Below are 16,725 nucleotides of genomic sequence, written 5' to 3' on the forward strand. Positions count from 1 at the left end.
CTACTCACTTCCTGGTTTCTTGCGCCAGCTGATCCGGTTTAACCAGCAGCGCATGATATTGCGGTAAGCCAACCTGGCCGACATGCTGAGTACGATCTCGGTACCGGTATTCCGGATACTCTTGATATTCAGATTCGCACCTATCTTGTGCGCTCGTTCGTGCATGCCACGCAGGCCCCAATGATCCGGGCGCCCTTTAATGCTGATGTAGGCCTGGTCTATGCCGACGCCGTCGTCACTGATGGTCATGCGGAAGCCACGCAGCGTATATTCGATTTTTACCAGCACCTGCTGTGCCCGGGCATGGCGGAACGCATTATTAATTGCTTCATGCGCGATGCGGTAAATCTCGTCGCGCACAGTCGCACGCAATGGCAGTGGCGTGCCGATCACGGACAGATGAAAGGCAGCGCTGCCGTCATACGCCAGGCTGACGCCCAGGGCCCGTATGCAATCATGCAAATCACCTGTCACCACTTCATTGCGCAAATCGCGCACCCGGTCACGCCCTTCTATCAATACTTCGTCGGCACGGTCCAGTGCTTTTTCCAGGCCTATCCGGCCCGGATGATCAGCCGGTATCGATTGTGCCACCGCCTGGAAACGCAGGATCAATCCATAGACACTCTGTAATAAAGTATCGTGCAATTCACGCGCAATACGTTCGCGCTCAGCATGCCGTTCTTCCATCCGCGTGCGCATGTGTTCGGCAGCACGACGCGCATTGATACGGTAAAAAATCCACAGCAACACAAAGATCGCCACGCCAGCAATCAACAGGAACAACGGTTGTTTGTAGAACACCTGCGGAATCGTGAAAGCAAACACCGCTTCCTGCGAACTGGGCAAACCATCCTTGTTGTAAGCCAATACGCGGAAACGATAATTGCCGGCCGCCAGCGCCGTATAGGTCGCCTCGCTCTGCCGTCCGGCGTCATGCCAGCCATGGTCGTAGCCATCGAGACGATAGCGGAATGACAAACTTTCCGGTGCCGACAAACTCAGTGCCGCATAGTCAATCACGATACGCTGCGCATTCGCTGCCAGTGTGGTCGCCGTGGTTTGCGCCAGATACGCACCATCCACGCTGACCGACTCGATGGTGACTTCAGGCACCGCATCATCCTGTCGTGGCCGCTGTGGATCTATCCACATCACGCCATTGCTGGTGGAGAACCAAAGCAAGCCATCTTCGGCCCGCATCGCCGTTGGCAAAGGCAAGACCTGATAAGGATCATTCGCCAGTCCCCCCATCAGGTTATAGGAGCGATAGCGTATCTGATATGCGGGATCGGCCAGCGCACGCTGCAACTCGCTACCAGTCAACTCGAATATCCCGGCCTTGGTATGTATCCAAAGATCCTCGCTGCCCTCACGGGGCACGACCAGGATCGCGTAGATATTGTCGAACAAACCGTTGCCCGGCATCTGCACCGCATGGAAACGCTGATCCTGGATAAAGCCCAGTCCATGTTGACCTCCTATCCAGGTACGTCCCTGCTGCGGCGCAATCGCGGTGATATGGCCTATATTCAGGCCATCCGCCTTGCTCCACTGCTTTTCGCCGTTCGCATCGCGCATCACGACCAGATTGTCGCGATAACCAAACCATAGCCGTCCCTGCGTACCGGCGGCAGCCACCACCGGCATCAACTGACTGGCTACTGTCGTCGGCGCAGGCACCTGGCTCCATGCACCTGCATGCAGTTTGAACAGCCCCAGGCGATTAATCGCAACCCACAGATTCCCGTCTTCATCATGCACCATGGCGCGCACCGAAGAATCCGCGGGCGCACCAGTCGGCAAGTGCGCAGCAAAAACCAGGCGCTCTCCCTCCGAACGCCAGATACCACCCGGCCCCGCCATCCAAATGTGTCCGCTGCTATCACGGATAGCACTGGTGACGGGTGCAGGCATGGTCAGCGTATATAAATTGCCGCCCTGCACACGCATGGCCGGACGATTACTGCTCCCGGCCCAGATACTGCCGTCCGCACCTGCAACCAATGCATAGTTCAATGCATCTATCGGAAAGTCGGATGGCATCAAGGTGCGCGGGCGAAAGCGATCCAGACCGGCGTTGGTGCCGACCCACACATTGCCATCACGATCTTCCAGCATGGGCCAGACGTAGTCGGAGCTCAAACCATCCTTGCTGGTAAAACGTTCGCGTGCCCCGGTCGCATAGACATCAGTCGGTGTCGCGACATATTTCAGGCCACGCCCCAGGGTACTGATCCACAAGGCACCGCTGCGATCAAACAGCAAACCACTGGAAGTCGCACTACCTGCGCGGCTGATGAACAGCTTGCCTGCGGCCGACACGATCCTATGCAATTTCCCGCTATAACGTTCAGCGATCCAGATGGAATCATCTGCGCTCTGTGCAATATTGCTGACACCTTCCACCGCGAGCCCGCTATCCATGAAAGCCTGCGCGCCCTCCGGCAAATAAAACAGCCGATACTCATTCACCGCCCACACGGTGCCGCTACGGTCTACGAATACAGTACGCGCCTTGCGGCCAGGGAATTTCAAATCTACGGCAACAGAGTGCCAGCGCTTGCCGTCGTAGCGTGCCAGCCCGTCTTCGGCAGCGGCCCAGATGACGCCTTTGCGATCGCGCGCCAGGCTATAGACCACACCGGCAGGCAGGGAGGCGTCGAAAGCAAAGCGATGCATCCCTTGGGGATTGATCAGCACCACGCCTCCGGCGCGCAAGCCCACCCATAAATCATCACCATCCGCCAGCAGCGCCGAGACTATGCCCAGCGCCTTGCCATCCGGCGCTTCATAGCGGACGAAACGGGAACCGTCGAAACGGTACAAGGAGTCATTGGTACCCAGCCAGAGATAACCATTGCGTGTCTGCGCGATCGCGCCGACCTGGCTGGGGCCGCCGTCAGCGGCCAGCCAGCGCCGGTGTTCCAGATGTTCCAGTGATGGAATACTCGCTGCCAGCAGTCTGCTGCTCGCCAGCAGCGCCAGCAAAACCAGACAGCCGCAAACAAGCGTGACCCGGCCTGGCCTGGCAGGCTTACATATCGTCGCTACCAGGGTATGGAACACGTTCATGATGGTCGGATGGGATAAAACAGTCGCTGTCTGCATGATACGACCAATTTACGACCAATTCCCGCTGCGATCAGCGACGGGAGCATAGTCGTCGAGCGAGCAGTTTACTTGATACCGCAGCCATAGGTAGCCGGATAAAGATGGCAGGAGTAAGGCAGACACCGTCCATGCAGACGATGGCCTTACGCATGCGATCTGCGCTTGCTGCACACCTGTGCAGCAAGCTTGCCGCTATCAGCGTACCGGAGCTGGTACTGGTGCCAATGTTTCGTGTGCGCCGACCGAGCGTGCCGGAGCCTTGTGCACCATGGTGTAGGCGTAGTCGATACCCATGCCGTAAGCACCGGAGTGTTCTTTCACGATGGAGGTCACTGCATCGTAAGTTTCCTTGCGCGCCCAGTCGCGCTGCCATTCCAGCATGACTTGTTGCCAGGTGACAGGAACCACGCCAGCCTGGATCATGCGTTGCATCGCCAGGTCATGCGCCATCAGCGAGGTACCGCCGGAAGCATCAGCCACCATGTAGATTTCATAGTCGCCTTCCAGCATCGCGCACAGCGCAAAGCTGTTATTGCAAACTTCGGTCCACAGACCAGCAACCACGACTTTCTTGCGACCATTTTTCTTCAAGGCGTCACGCACCTTTTGGTCATCCCATGAATTCATCGAAGTGCGCTCGAGGATTTCCTTGCCCGGGAATACATCCAGCAATTCCGGATAGGTGTGACCGGAGAAGCTTTCTGTTTCCACCGTCGTGATGATGGTAGGGATATTAAATACCTTGCCAGCCTTGGCCAGTGCAACCGTATTGTTTTTCAGGGTCTGGCGATCTATCGATTGCACACCGAAAGCCATTTGCGGCTGATGATCGATGAAGATCAGTTGCGAATTACTTGGTGTCAATACTTCCAGTTTCGGATTGCTCATACCATGCTCCATTCAATTGAAAGCGACTACGAATAGTGAGTCGCATAAATAAAACCTGCAAAAATTCCAGGCACTTGCCCTATACAGCTGCAATAAAATGTTCAGTACGCGGCGCGTCAGGTCCGATGTGGAAGCTGTGCGCACGCAAGGTGATGGCTTTATCGTTCTCGGTAAAACGATCTTCCTGACGCAAATGCTCAAGCCAGGATTCAACGACAAAGGTTTCGATGTAGCGACCAGGCTGTACGGTATCTTCGAAGATGCCCCAGGTCAGTGCGCCGCCACGACGGCGTACGCGACGCATTTCCTGCACCGCAATCTTGAACTCGGCCTGGTTTTCAGGCGCAACCAGATACTCGACCGTGATCATGACCGGGCCGGAATCATGCGCAGGGCCTGCTGCCCCATCGCCCACATCGTGTTTGCTCAGGTGTTTGGACGGTGCCAGATTCAGGTCTGGCGATAAATCCAGACGCCAGCGCAATGCCGTCGCACAGAACAGGACCATGCCGACCGCCGCGATAATCAGTGCATTGGATGTACCGAGCTTGCCCGCGGTCTGCCCCCAGATCGCACTGCCCGCCGCCATCGAACCAAAGAACACCACCAGATACACGGCCAGTGCCCTAGCCTTGACCCAGCCTGCGGAGCTGCGTTGTGCGCCGACGTTCAGGATGGACAGCATGGCAATCCAGGCGAAACCGGAAAACAAGAGGATCACGCCCAGCAGCACTGCGCTTTTCATCATCGCCAGCGCCAGCATGGAAGCGGCAAAGATTAATGTCGCACCGAGTGCCAGCACGTCATTTGAATAGCGCTTGCGCATACCCGGCAAGACCAGTGCACCGACGACAGCGCCGAGCCCTATGCATGCTAGCAGGATGCCGTAACCACCAGCACCAAGAGCGAGGCCATTCCTCGCCACCAGCGGCAACAAGGCCCAGGCGGCACTGCCGAATACAAAGAAGGCAACCGCGCGGATCAGAACCACGCGCAGTACCGGTGCTGCATGCACATAACGCAGACCGGCACGCACTGCAGGCAGGAAATGTTCAGCGGGCAAACGCTGTACCTTCTTCGGCGACTGCCAGAAGTACAGCACAGCGACGACACCCAGTACCGACAAGGCATTCAGAGTGAACACCACGGCTGGTCCGGCGAAGGACAAAATGATACCGGCCAGTGCTGGCCCGATCGCGCGGCTGATATTAATCCCCAGCGAGTTCAGTGCAACCGCCGCGGCCAGGTCTTCCTTCGCGACAAGATCCGGCACTATCGCCTGGAACGGTGGCGCAGCCATCGCTGCACCGACGCCGAGGAAGAAGGTCGCCGCCAGCAGGATTTCAGGTGTCACCATGCCGACGAAGGCCAGTGCGCTCAGTACCGCTGCGGTAATCAGCATCCAGAACTGCGCAAACAACAGATATTTGCGACGATCGATAATGTCGGCCAGCACGCCAGAGGGCAAGGCAAACAAAAACATAGGCAAGCTGGTCGCAGCCTGCACCAGCGCCACCATGAAAGGATCAGTGCTGAGTGAGGTCATCATCCAGCCTGCACCCACGTCATGCATCCAGGTACCGATATTCGATGCGACCGTGGCCAGCCACAGCGCGCGGAATAGTTTGTTGTGTAACGGGCTAAACGAAGAATTTGCCATCACGCCACCCGCTTGCGTTGCAGTACTGCATCAAGGGAAAACTTGCCGGGACCGCACAGCGCGATCGAGCCGAAGATAATCATCAACAGCCAGCCAAACTGCCCTTCTGCGATTGACCACTGCGTATGCACGATCAACATCGACACCAGCAAGACGCAAATAACCGGCAGGCTGGCCAGGCGCGTCAGCAAGCCCAGCGCGATCAGGATCGCGCATATCACTTCGGCAAAAATCGCCGCCAGCAAAGAGAAGCTGGTACCGAAACCAAACGGATCTTCGATACGAACCAGCTCTTCGCTGTAATGCATGATCTTGGGCCAGCCATGCACATGGAACAGCATGAAAGCGCCGCTCACGCGCAAGAACAACAAGCCCAGATCGATCTGCGGCACGGACAGAAAAGGTAAATTTTTCGTCATATCATCAGAACGCAAAACAGCTGCAACCCAGTGCGCCCCAAAAGCCGGAGTAATTTGAAATCGGTACGTTGGATTTGCGTGCCACATCATGTGCGTGCATATGTACACCACACGCACCAGCGCATTGATGCGGCAAGGCTGCGACTTGCTGCTTGGCATTCACACGACGGTAATGACCAGGCACGGTTTTCACTGGCGACCAGTCCGGCAATACAGGTATCGGTGGTGGTGCGAGGTTTACAAACTCATGGGCACCGAACACAACCTTGCCACCCACCACGGTCAGCACTGACTCCAGCGACTTGATGTCGTCCTCTTGTATGCTGAAAAAATCCGCGGACAGTACCGCCAGATCGGCCAGCTGACCTTCCTGGATCCGACCTTTCTTGCCCTGATCGCTGGAGAACCATGCACTACCATTGGTCCACAATTCCAAAGCCGTATCACGTGATAACTGCGCACCGGTCTGGTACAACTTCATGCCACCTACGGTGCGACCGGATACCAGCCAGTACAAAGCAGTCCACGGGTTGTAGCTGGCAACACGGGTCGCATCGGTACCACCACCGACCGGCACGCCTGATTCGAGCATGCGCTTGATAGGTGGTGTGTGTGCCGCCGCTTCGGCACCATAACGCTCGACAAAATATTCGCCTTGGAATGCCATCCGGTGTTGAATCGCGATACCACCGCCCAGTGCATGTACACGGTCGATATTGCGTGGCGTAATCGTCTCTGCATGATCGAACATCCAGCGCAAGCCATTGAATGGCGTATCGCGGTTTACCTTTTCGAACACATCCAGCATGCGACCTATAGATTCATCGTAAGTGGCGTGCAGACGGAACGGCCAGCGTTGCGACACCAGATGACGCACTACCTTTTCCAATTCATCTTCCATCCCCGCCGCCAACTCAGGGCGCGGCTCGAGGAAGTCTTCAAAGTCAGCAGCTGAAAACACCAGCATCTCACCCGCACCGTTATGCCGGTAAAAATCGTCGCCCTGGCCGGGCTTGATCATGGTTGTCCACTTCTGGAAATCTTCCAGCTCCTTGCCCTTGTTCTGTGTGAACAAGTTGTAGGCGATGCGCACAGTCAACTGCTGTTCACGTGCGAGCTGATCAATGATTTCGTAATCTTCCGGGTAGTTCTGGAAGCCGCCGCCTGCATCGATGGTACTGGTGATGCCGAGGCGATTCAGCTCGCGCATGAACTGACGGGTTGAGTTCACCTGCAACTCACGCGGCAGGCTCGGTCCCTTGGCCAGCGTCGCATACAGGATCAGTGCATTTGGTTTGGCTATCAGCATGCCGGTCGGGTTACCGGCCGCATCGCGCTGGATTTCACCGCCCGGTGGATTCGGCGTGTCCTTGGTATAACCCACCGCGCGCAAGGCAGCGCGATTCAGCAAAGCACGGTCGTACAAGTGCAATACAAACACCGGTGTATCCGGTGCCGCGGCATTGATTTCATCCAGCGTCGGCATGCGCTTCTCGGCAAACTGGAACTCGGTCCAGCCACCGACCACACGCACCCATTGCGGACTTGGCGTGCGCAATGCCTGTTCCTTCAGCATACGCAAAGCATCGGCCAAAGATGGCACGCCTTCCCAGCGCAATTCGAGGTTGTAGTTCAAGCCGCCGCGTATCAGATGGATGTGCGAGTCATTCAAACCCGGGATCACGGTACGGCCATTCAGGTCTATCACCTGGCTCTCCGGCGTACGATGACGCATCACATCTTCCAGGTCACCGACTGCCAGGAATTTGCCATCCTTGATCGCGACCGCAGTCGCCAGTGGGCGACTCTTATCCACCGTGTGGAAACGGCCATTAATCAAAATCATCGTCGTACCCGCACCTGCTGCCACCTTTGCGACCTTGTCAGCTGGCCCGCGTGCGGTAGCAGGCAGGCTGGCACCGGCCGATGCCGCTGCAGCTGGAGTGGAACGACCTGCCATCGCGCCCAGGGTTGCCAGTGCGGCACCGGAAGCAACGGACTTCAGTATATTTCTGCGATTGTTATTCATGAGGAGACCCGTCTGGTGAGAGTAAGCGTGGAAGGGATAAGGTCGTTATTTCTTGCCCTGCTCTGTCGCGTCAACGCCTGTAATTTTGGAAGAGCAATTTTCACAAAACCAGGAGAGCGTGATGGGTTCCCGCTGGATGATGCGGCTGGCAATCGGTACCAATTGCTCGCCGATCAACATCCCAAGCAGTCCCAGTAGGGCGATAGCTGGCGGCGCGGGGGAGCGCACATGAAGCAATCCGTAAATCACCCCGACCAATACGCCAGCGCCGATAGACATCAGGTACATGGAATACCTTTTAAAAATCATCATATGCGGCGGATTATCTGCGATCCGCCCGGGAGACACTTGGATCAGAATGCTATTTCCGCTCAGAAAAAGCTATCTATTACTGGCAAATATTGCGTCCCGGAACTGCCTGTCGACAGCCGTAACGACCAGCTCAGCATTGGCACCTGTACCTATGGCTGTTTCTTTGGCGAGCCACGCCGGGTGATCAGCTCAGCAACCTATCGGCGATAAAAACTGTAATAGCTTGCGGCTGGTGTCACTGTCAGAGTGGAACACCAACCGCATTTTTATAAGCTCAACAGGATCAGTGCTTCAATGTTTCCGTATCTTGATTTCCGAAATTTCTTCCAGCGACAAACCACGCGTCTCAATGCCGAATCGATAGACAATAAATGCGGCAATCACGAAGCAACCCGCCCCAACGGTAAAGACACCAATCTGCCCGACCAGGGGCAAAATCACGCCGACGATCGTAGGCCCCAATAATGAGCCGAGACGTCCGACGGTAGAAGCCATGCCGCAGCCAGATGCACGGGCTCTTGTCGGGTACAGCTCAGGGGTATATGTGTAGAGCACCGCCCACATGCCAAACATGAAGAACTGCATCATCGCACCGGCCGATACCAATGCAACAAATGTATGCGCTGAACTAGCTACCCACCCATAGATGAAAACCATGACTGCACCACCTACCAGAGTCGAGATACAAGCTGGTTTGCGGCCCCAACGTTCTACCACCCATGCTGCCCACAGGAAGCCAGGTATGCCACCACAGGCGATATACACGGTATAGAGTACGGATTTAGTGACTTCCAGCCCGGACTGCTGCAGCAATGCGCCTATCCAGGTATTCAAGCCGTAAAAGCCCAGCAATGCGAAGAACCACAAACCCCAGACTGTCAGTGTGCGACGGCGATAAATCGGCGACCACAAAACCTTCAGCCCAAAGCTACCCTGGTCACGCATCATTGCAGTCTGGGTAATCGGAGGCAAGGAATCCACTTTCAGTATCCGCTGTACTTCGTTCTCTATGCCACCGACTATCTGTGCAGCTTCAGCATGCCTGCCTTTTGATTCCAACCAGCGCGGTGATTCGGGTACATAACGACGCACGACAAAAAGGAATACCGCAGGTATGGCACCCAGCATAAACATCGTGCGCCAGCTATACGATGCGAGCACGTAGTAAGACATCAAACCTGCACATATAAATGCAATCGGCCAGTTACCATCCATCAGGGCCAGGTATTTTCCGCGTTGCTTCGCCGGTATGAATTCGGACAGCAAGGTCTGCGCCAACGGCAGTTCCATACCCATGCCGATACCCAAGAGCACGCGATAAATAGCAAGTGAAACGGGATCCTGTGCGGTCGAGCAAAGAAAGCTCGCGAGACCCCAGATAATCATACTGATTTGGAAGATAGGTTTGCGTCCGAATTTATCCGCCAGCATGCCCGAGCTGACCGCCCCCAGTGCCATGCCGACAAAGCTGGCACTGCCCAGCATGCCTGCTTGCGCAGTCGTAAGGCCGAATTCGGTTTTGATCGAACCCAGCAGGTAAGCCATCATCGCCAGGTCCAGGTTGTCGAAGAAGAAGGCCAGCGCAATCACCATAAACAGGAAGCGGTGGTAGTTGCAGATGGGCAGGCGCTCCAGCCTGTCGGCAGCGCTAATCGCTGCGGTCTCAAGATCATTTTTTCTCATGGAATCCTCTATGTATATTTTTTTGAAACGTCGTTGTAGCGATATATTTCGCTGACCTCGTACTGTGTTCCGAGACCATGCAGATGGCGCTTTAGAAGCGGCCATCCTCTATCGCCTGCACGCCATTTTTATGTTGCAAAAAATGACTGGAGAAATGAGAAAAAAGTGAAGCGACTACATTGCTGGCATGCATATTTCCGACCATGCTATGTCCAGCTGTATGCATAAAAAAAGCAGCCATACCTTGCGATATGACTGCCCGTGTACCAGCTAAAACGAGTGTTACTTGAAGCGATCCGGATCGAATGCATCCGTCCCCAGAGACGATAGCGCGGCCCCTGCAGGAAACGGGAAACGCACATAAGGTGCTTGCGGCTGGCCCGGTGGCGAATATTGGCCATCAGCAAGTATGCGTTTCTTGGCTGTCATCTCGATGATTTTGCAATTGAATGCCACGATCTGATTCGCCGCTCCATCCTCTATCGGCTTATACCCTTTTTCCGGACGGAATTTATCCAGGGCCTGGTTCTGGTGCGAGCGAACTTCATCGGTTCCCTCCCGTATCTCGGCGATACAACGGGCGATGACGCTGTAATACTCAAGACTGGTGTTTTGCCCTTTCGGTGCTTTCAACAAGGCAACCGGCTGATCCACCTCTATCGTGATGTGTTGATTCGCCCTGATCAGGCTCGCCATCTTGCCGAAGCGCGAACAGTGTATGAGGAAGGTATTGTTCACAAAGGTAAAGCTTTGCGGCACGACATAGGGAAACGGCTCATCCTGCACGCCGACGCGACAGATCAGTTGATCCTTGAGGAAGGCATGAATGGCAGGCCAGTCATCCCACGCAAGGTCGGTACGACGCATCTCGGTTTTAAAATAATCTGGGGCTGTCGTTATAGCTACCATTACGCACCTATTAAAGTTTCATTGAAATATACCGATTGATGGCGCTCAGGGCCGATACCTATGCCCCTGATCCTGCAGCCTGTTTGTGCTTCGATAAACTCCAGTATCTGCTGCAATTCAAACGGAATACCTTCTCCGTCCAAGGTAAAGGCCGGAAAATTCACCGTGTCCCTATCCTTGCCACGTCCAGCAAGCAGCGGTATGCAAGCCTGCGGCGTATCGGAAAAATACACCAGGCAATCACATTTGTTCAGAAAGAGCTCATCGATACCATGCAGCATCACGACATCCGCCAACTGAGTCAGATCCAGCAGCCCTACGCGCCGTGGTCGTCCGCTCCCAGTTCCGTATTCACCTGTCAGCATACGCAAGGCTATACCTTGTTTGTATGCATCGTTGGAACGCAGTAATTCGGCTGCATCAAAACTGGCACGCTCGGACGCTGCACCTGTTCCGTTGCGAGCAGCTTCCGCACAATATTGTTCTGACCGCGCCCCACCCAGCTCAGACGGAAAGTGACCTGAACCAACACGGGACATCACTGCCTTGGCCACGCCTATAGACTTGCGATGGTAAGCACAAGGCAAGTCCCCGCCGACATAGGCGTAAGACGGTGCCGTGTGGCTGGACGTCACATAGGGCTGATCTCCATACATCACATCCAGCAGCACCGACTGCGCACCTTCGAACAAGACACACGCTCCCGCCTGGACACGGCTCACCAGAAACAGCGGATCGTCGGTCACGTAGCTTTGCACCAGCTGCCACGCCTCAGACCATGCCTGCATGGATACGCCAACCTGAGTTTCGGCGCCGTGCATCGTGCCCAATTGAGCTCGATAGCGTTTATGCATCTGAGCGAGTGCAGATGCGCCGTCATCAAGCAAGTCGCGAATTTGCAAGGCAACACGTTCGCCATCCTGCATACGCAGCGCGCGATCTGCATAGCATGGACCGATACCATTGCCGGTCGTCCCGATTTCCTTCCCATGTATTTGATCAAGGTGCATATGAACAGGCTGCACCAGCACGCAACGGCTGCTCACATACAGACGCCCTTCCAGCGAGATACCGATCTCCTGCAGTGACCTTATCTCCTCTGCCAGCTGGACGACTCCGACCGCACAGCCGGAGCCTATATACAAAAGCTTATCGGGATAAAACACTGCAGAAGGAATCTGCCTCAGCTTGACCGTACCCTGCGCACTGACCACCGTGTGGCCGGCATTGGCTCCGCCATTAAAGCGCGCAATGATGTCGTACTCGCTGGCGAGAAAATCGACGACCTTGGCCTTGCCTTCATCGCCATACTGGAGACCGACTAACACGTCTGCATAGCCACCGACATTTTTCATGCGCCATCTGCCTTCACGATAAAAGTAGCCTCCACTTCTACCGGCGCACCGAAAGGCAGGCTGGCCACACCTATCGCGATGCGGGCATGGCTGCCTTTGTCGCAAAAAATTTCGGTGATCAGATTCGATGCGGCATTGATAATGAGCGGCGCATCAATGTAACCATCGGCGGTTGCAACAAAGCCACCCAACCGCAGTACGCGCTCCACCCTTTCCAGGTCACCATTGGTCGCATGAGATACCCAGCCGAGGATATTCATTACACACAGTCGTGTCGCTTCCTGCGCCTGCTCGGCGGATACAACGCTTGGCACCTTGCCTACGAACAGCGGCTTGCCATCCCGCACTGGTAATTGCCCGGAGACTGTCAATAAACCCTGGTGCAAGGTATAAGGAGAAAAAGGAGCGGTCGGCAGGGTAAACGCAGGAACCACAAGCCCTGCTGCGCGAATGCGATCAGATACTGACATTGATTATCCTAAGTAAAGATGAAGAACGCGCGCCGGCACACACGCCAGGCGCGCGGAAGACGTGCCGAAAGGACAGCGGCTTCAGCATTACTATGACGACCGTCAACGCCTGTGTCTGCCGGCACGATGCCAATAGATATCGTGCATACGCCAAGGCGCAAATTAGTTGTGGATTTACTCTGAGGCCGGAAACAGTTCGCGAAAATACTCGGTGGGTGTCAAGCCTATTGCGCGCTTGAACATGGCACTAAAAGCACTGGGGCTTTCATAGCCCAGTTGCAAGGCAATATCGGTGACATTTTGATTGGTCGCCAGCATCTGGATAGCGGCAAGCAATCGCGCCTGCTGCTTCCACTGGCTGTACGTCAATCCGGTTTGCTCCGGAAACAGACGCACGATGGTGCGTGCACTCGCACCTATCGACTTACTCCATTCATCCACCGTCGTCTCGTCCGAAGGCTCGGCCAGGATGCGCTGGCAAATCTTGCCCAGGCGCACATCAGTCGGCATAGGCAAATGCAGGGGCACTACCTTCAGTGGTTTGATTTCGTGCAACAGGAGCTGTACCAGCAGGCCATCCCTACCCGTCTCGTCATAGTCCAGCGGAATATGCACCATCGCTGCAATCAGTTCACGCAACAGTGGCGGCACAGATACCACGCAACATTCTGTCAGCTCAGGCGGAATATGATCCTGCCTGACATACACAGTGCGCATTTCCACGTTGCCACATGCCTGCATGCTATGCATCATGTTCGGCGGTACCCAGACCGCTCGTTGCGGCGGTACCACCCACGAGCCGAGCTCCGTCATTACCAGGATGGCGCCGGAGTACGCGTAAATCAATTGTCCGCGTGGATGCTGATGATAATCAATGAGGTGATGATTGGCCAGGTCACGCGCCATGCCTCCGGCTGGCCGCTCGATGTGTTGATAGTCTTCCCGATTTTCGCTTTTACCAAACATGGCATTTCGACGACAGATAGTGGCGTGTAGAAGCGGGCATCGCTCCAGTCATAACTTTACAGTTTCTTTTTCAACTACCGGAGAAGAAACAAATGTCAGTCTACCGCAATTTCAATCAAGTCGAGCTGGATAAACAGTACAACGTGCGTGGCGGAATTCCAGATTACCAGGATATATTTTCCCGCTGGTCCAGCACCAGCGCCGCCTTCCGCCAGGCAAATCGCGTGATCGAAAATGTACCTTACGGCAGCAATGAAACACAAAACCTGGACTTCTTTCCGGCCGCCACTGCCGGACGTCCATTGCTGGTTTTCATCCACGGCGGCTACTGGCAATCGCTGGACAAATCCGACTTTAGCTACATCGCTGAGCCTTACATAAAAAACGACATCAACGTTGCAGTCGTCAACTATCGCCTCGCACCTAGCGTAGGCATGGATGAAATCGTCGCCGACAATCGTGATGCATTGATCTGGCTCTATCGCAATGCAGAAGATCTGGCGTTTGATAAGGACAAAATATTTTTGTCCGGCCATTCAGCAGGCGGTCATCTCACGGCCACGATGGTAAGCACGGACTGGACTGCACATGGTCTGCCTGCCGATGTACTGAAAGGTGCATGCGCGATCAGTGGCCTGTACGACCTGGAACCGATACGCCTGTGCTATCTGAACAAAGCGGTCGGTCTGACTGCAGAGCAGGTTGCGGCATACAGCCCGGCGCGCAAGCTGCCCACTGTCAAGACACCTATCATCCTCACTGTAGGCGGCGATGAATCAAATGAGTATCACCGCTTGCAAGCTGAGTATGCGGCACTGCTCGGATCGAGGAATATGGAAATACAAATCGTCGACCAGGCCGATGGACATCATTTCGATGCGGTTGATCGCCTGGGTGATGAAGAAAATGAACTGGGCAAAGCCATGCTGGATTTGATCAGGCGCTACTCCTGAACATATATGCACGCATAAAAATACGGCTGGGGCACTCTTGCAGTGCAACCAGCCGCATTGATATTGGTTTGACGGTCAGTGTTTCAACGCATCCGGTACCTTGCCGCCGTTCTCAGCCAGCTTGATCATGACTTGCTTGTGCAGCCAGATATTCATGGTCGCCGAATCATTGGTATCACCTGTGTATTTCAGCTCCTGTGCCAGTGTCTTGCGCGCGGTCAGGCTGCTGTCGAGGTCGAGCAGTTTCATCAGATCGACGATGGACGTACTCCAGTTCAGCTTTTGTGCATTCTTTTGCGCCATACCATTCAGAATGGCTTCGACGTCGACTTGCGTGACAGGTGCTGCTGGTGCGGTGGCTGGTGCTGCCGCCGTAGCCGACGGTGCTGCGGGTGCCGGAGCGGCATGAGAGGAAGGAAAGATCTTGCTGAAGATAGTGCTGAGTATACCCATGATGTAGCTCCTTTAAAAAATCGGAAAGTCGATGGAATCTATACTGCCTACTGCCGTGCGATAAAACATATACCGCAAAAAACACCAAATGAATTCCTGGCAGGCAGGGATAGCCATCCCCGCCATGCACAGCAATTTATTTGAAGATCAAACCGTTGAAAGTCCAGTAGCCCAGCAGGAACAGCGCCAGTGCAATGACAAACTGCTTCAGAAATTGTTTATTCATGTCGTCCTCTGTTCGCGGCGCTTTTTACACTACGCCGTCGCGTCTCAATTCGGCAATACCCGCCTCATCATAACCCAGTGTTCTCAATACATCATCTGTATGTTGACCCAGCGTCGGCCCCAGCCACTTGGTCTCACCCGGCGTGGCCGACAACTTGGGCGTGATCGCAGGTAATTTAATCGGTGTGCCATCGGCAAAAGTATGCTGCTCGAACATCTTGCGCGCGAGAAATTGCGGATCACTCATCATGTCGCGTATCGAATAGATTTTACCGACCGGCACATCCGCTTCCTGCAAGATCTGCAATGCACTGTCTATGGTCTGGGTCGCGCACCATTGCTGGATCGCCGCATCGATTTCAGCGGTACGCGGTACACGTCCGTCATTGCGTACGAGTTGTGCATCATTGGCGAGATCATCACGTCCCATCGCCAGCATCAGGCGTTTGAAGATGGCGTCGCCATTACCGGCGATTACAATGTTTTCACCATCACCTGTCGTATAAGTGTTCGACGGCACGATGCCAGGCAAGGCACCGCCGGTACGTTCACGTACCACGCCGGCATAGTCATACTCAGGCACCAGCGATTCCATCATGTTGAACACGGCTTCATACAAGGCCACGTCTATCATCTGACCCTGCCCTGCCTGCGACGCCTCACCTGTTTCGCCGTTCCAGCGACCACCAGTCGCATCACGATGGCGCAAGGCCATCATCGCGCCTATCACGCCATGCAAGGCCGCGACCGAATCGCCTATCGAGATGCCGACTCGTAGCGGCGGCCGATCCGGAAAGCCGGATACATAGCGCAGCCCGCCCATAGACTCACCGATCGCACCGAAACCAGGTTGATCCTTCAAGGGCCCGGTCTGGCCAAAGCCGGACAAACGCACCATGATGGTGGCCGGATTGATAGTCTTCAATTGATCGTAACCGAGCGACCATTTTTCCAATACGCCGGGTCGGTAATTTTCAATAATGATGTCGGCTTCCAGTGCCAGCTTGCGCGCAATTTCCTGGCCGCGAGCATCCTTCAGGTTCAGCGTCAGGCTTTTTTTATTGCGCGACTGCACTGACCACCACAGCGAAGTGCCGTCTTTCAATACGCGCCATTGACGTATCGGGTCACCACCGTCCGGCGATTCTATCTTGATGACGTCGGCACCGAACTCAGCCAACATGCGTGAACAAAAAGGTCCGGCAATCAGCGTGCCGAGCTCAAGAACCTTGATACCGGCCAGTGGCCCGGATGCAGCAGTTTTTTCCATATCTTGTAATTGGGCTTAC

14 protein-coding genes are annotated in these 16,725 nt (G+C 55.1%); 1 reads left to right on the top strand and 13 read right to left on the bottom strand.

Annotated features, from left to right (window positions below; genetic code table 11):
* The 11 genes from IXC47_RS03410 to IXC47_RS03460 all read right to left on the bottom strand — a co-directional run bounded on the left by IXC47_RS03410 (position 1) and on the right by IXC47_RS03460 (position 13,805).
* On the bottom strand, positions 1–3,111 hold the full coding sequence (locus IXC47_RS03410) for a sensor histidine kinase (RefSeq protein ID WP_195874698.1): 3,111 nt from the start codon (positions 3,109–3,111) through the stop codon (positions 1–3).
* Between the two features lie 198 nt (positions 3,112–3,309).
* A complete protein-coding gene (locus tag IXC47_RS03415; RefSeq protein ID WP_175625519.1) occupies positions 3,310–4,002 on the bottom strand; it encodes a hydrolase in 693 nt (230 codons plus the stop codon).
* Between the two features lie 79 nt (positions 4,003–4,081).
* Complete coding sequence (locus IXC47_RS03420; protein WP_195874699.1) at positions 4,082–5,662, bottom strand: MFS transporter; 1,581 nt, start codon at positions 5,660–5,662, stop codon at positions 4,082–4,084.
* Positions 5,662–6,081 carry a DoxX family protein gene (locus IXC47_RS03425; RefSeq protein ID WP_195874700.1) on the bottom strand — a complete coding sequence of 140 codons (420 nt, stop codon included), beginning with the start codon at positions 6,079–6,081 and terminating at the stop codon, positions 5,662–5,664. The genes IXC47_RS03420 and IXC47_RS03425 overlap by 1 nt, the downstream gene beginning before the upstream one ends.
* 4 nt (positions 6,082–6,085) lie before the next feature.
* Positions 6,086–7,927, bottom strand: a complete 1,842-nt coding sequence (locus tag IXC47_RS03430; RefSeq protein ID WP_230089390.1) for an amidohydrolase — start codon at positions 7,925–7,927, stop codon at positions 6,086–6,088.
* A gap of 228 nt (positions 7,928–8,155) precedes the next feature.
* On the bottom strand, positions 8,156–8,422 hold the full coding sequence (locus tag IXC47_RS03435; RefSeq protein WP_230089371.1) for a DUF1427 family protein: 267 nt from the start codon (positions 8,420–8,422) through the stop codon (positions 8,156–8,158).
* 291 nt (positions 8,423–8,713) lie between these two features.
* Complete coding sequence (locus IXC47_RS03440) at positions 8,714–10,105, bottom strand: MFS transporter (RefSeq protein WP_195874701.1); 1,392 nt, start codon at positions 10,103–10,105, stop codon at positions 8,714–8,716.
* Between the two features lie 282 nt (positions 10,106–10,387).
* A complete protein-coding gene (locus tag IXC47_RS03445) occupies positions 10,388–10,972 on the bottom strand; it encodes a pyridoxamine 5'-phosphate oxidase family protein (protein ID WP_195874702.1) in 585 nt (194 codons plus the stop codon).
* Between the two features lie 41 nt (positions 10,973–11,013).
* Entirely contained in the window at positions 11,014–12,369 is a 1,356-nt protein-coding gene (locus tag IXC47_RS03450; protein WP_195874703.1) for an adenylosuccinate synthetase, read from the bottom strand.
* Positions 12,366–12,839, bottom strand: a complete 474-nt coding sequence (locus tag IXC47_RS03455; protein WP_195874704.1) for a RidA family protein — start codon at positions 12,837–12,839, stop codon at positions 12,366–12,368. Before IXC47_RS03455 ends, IXC47_RS03450 begins: the two co-directional genes overlap by 4 nt.
* 174 nt (positions 12,840–13,013) lie before the next feature.
* The gene (locus IXC47_RS03460; RefSeq protein WP_195874705.1) at positions 13,014–13,805 is read right to left on the bottom strand and encodes an AraC family transcriptional regulator; all 792 of its coding nucleotides are present in this window, start codon (positions 13,803–13,805) and stop codon (positions 13,014–13,016) included.
* Positions 13,806–13,897: 92 nt separating this feature from the next.
* Between IXC47_RS03460 and IXC47_RS03465 the strand changes: the two genes are divergently transcribed.
* Entirely contained in the window at positions 13,898–14,758 is an 861-nt protein-coding gene (locus tag IXC47_RS03465) for an alpha/beta hydrolase (protein ID WP_195874706.1), read from the top strand.
* A 75-nt stretch (positions 14,759–14,833) separates the two neighbouring features.
* Here the strand turns inward: IXC47_RS03465 and IXC47_RS03470 are convergent, their stop codons facing one another.
* Together IXC47_RS03470 and IXC47_RS03475 are read right to left on the bottom strand one after the other, a co-directional pair.
* Positions 14,834–15,211 (bottom strand): DUF3597 domain-containing protein, encoded by a 378-nt coding sequence (locus IXC47_RS03470; RefSeq protein WP_175625510.1) that lies wholly within the window; start codon positions 15,209–15,211, stop codon positions 14,834–14,836.
* A 250-nt stretch (positions 15,212–15,461) separates the two neighbouring features.
* A complete protein-coding gene (locus IXC47_RS03475; RefSeq protein WP_195874707.1) occupies positions 15,462–16,706 on the bottom strand; it encodes a CaiB/BaiF CoA transferase family protein in 1,245 nt (414 codons plus the stop codon).
* Between the last annotated feature and the right edge of the window lie 19 nt (positions 16,707–16,725).

The organism is Herminiimonas contaminans (assembly GCF_015645465.1).
Classification (GTDB): Bacteria; Pseudomonadota; Gammaproteobacteria; order Burkholderiales; family Burkholderiaceae_D; genus Oxalicibacterium; species Oxalicibacterium contaminans.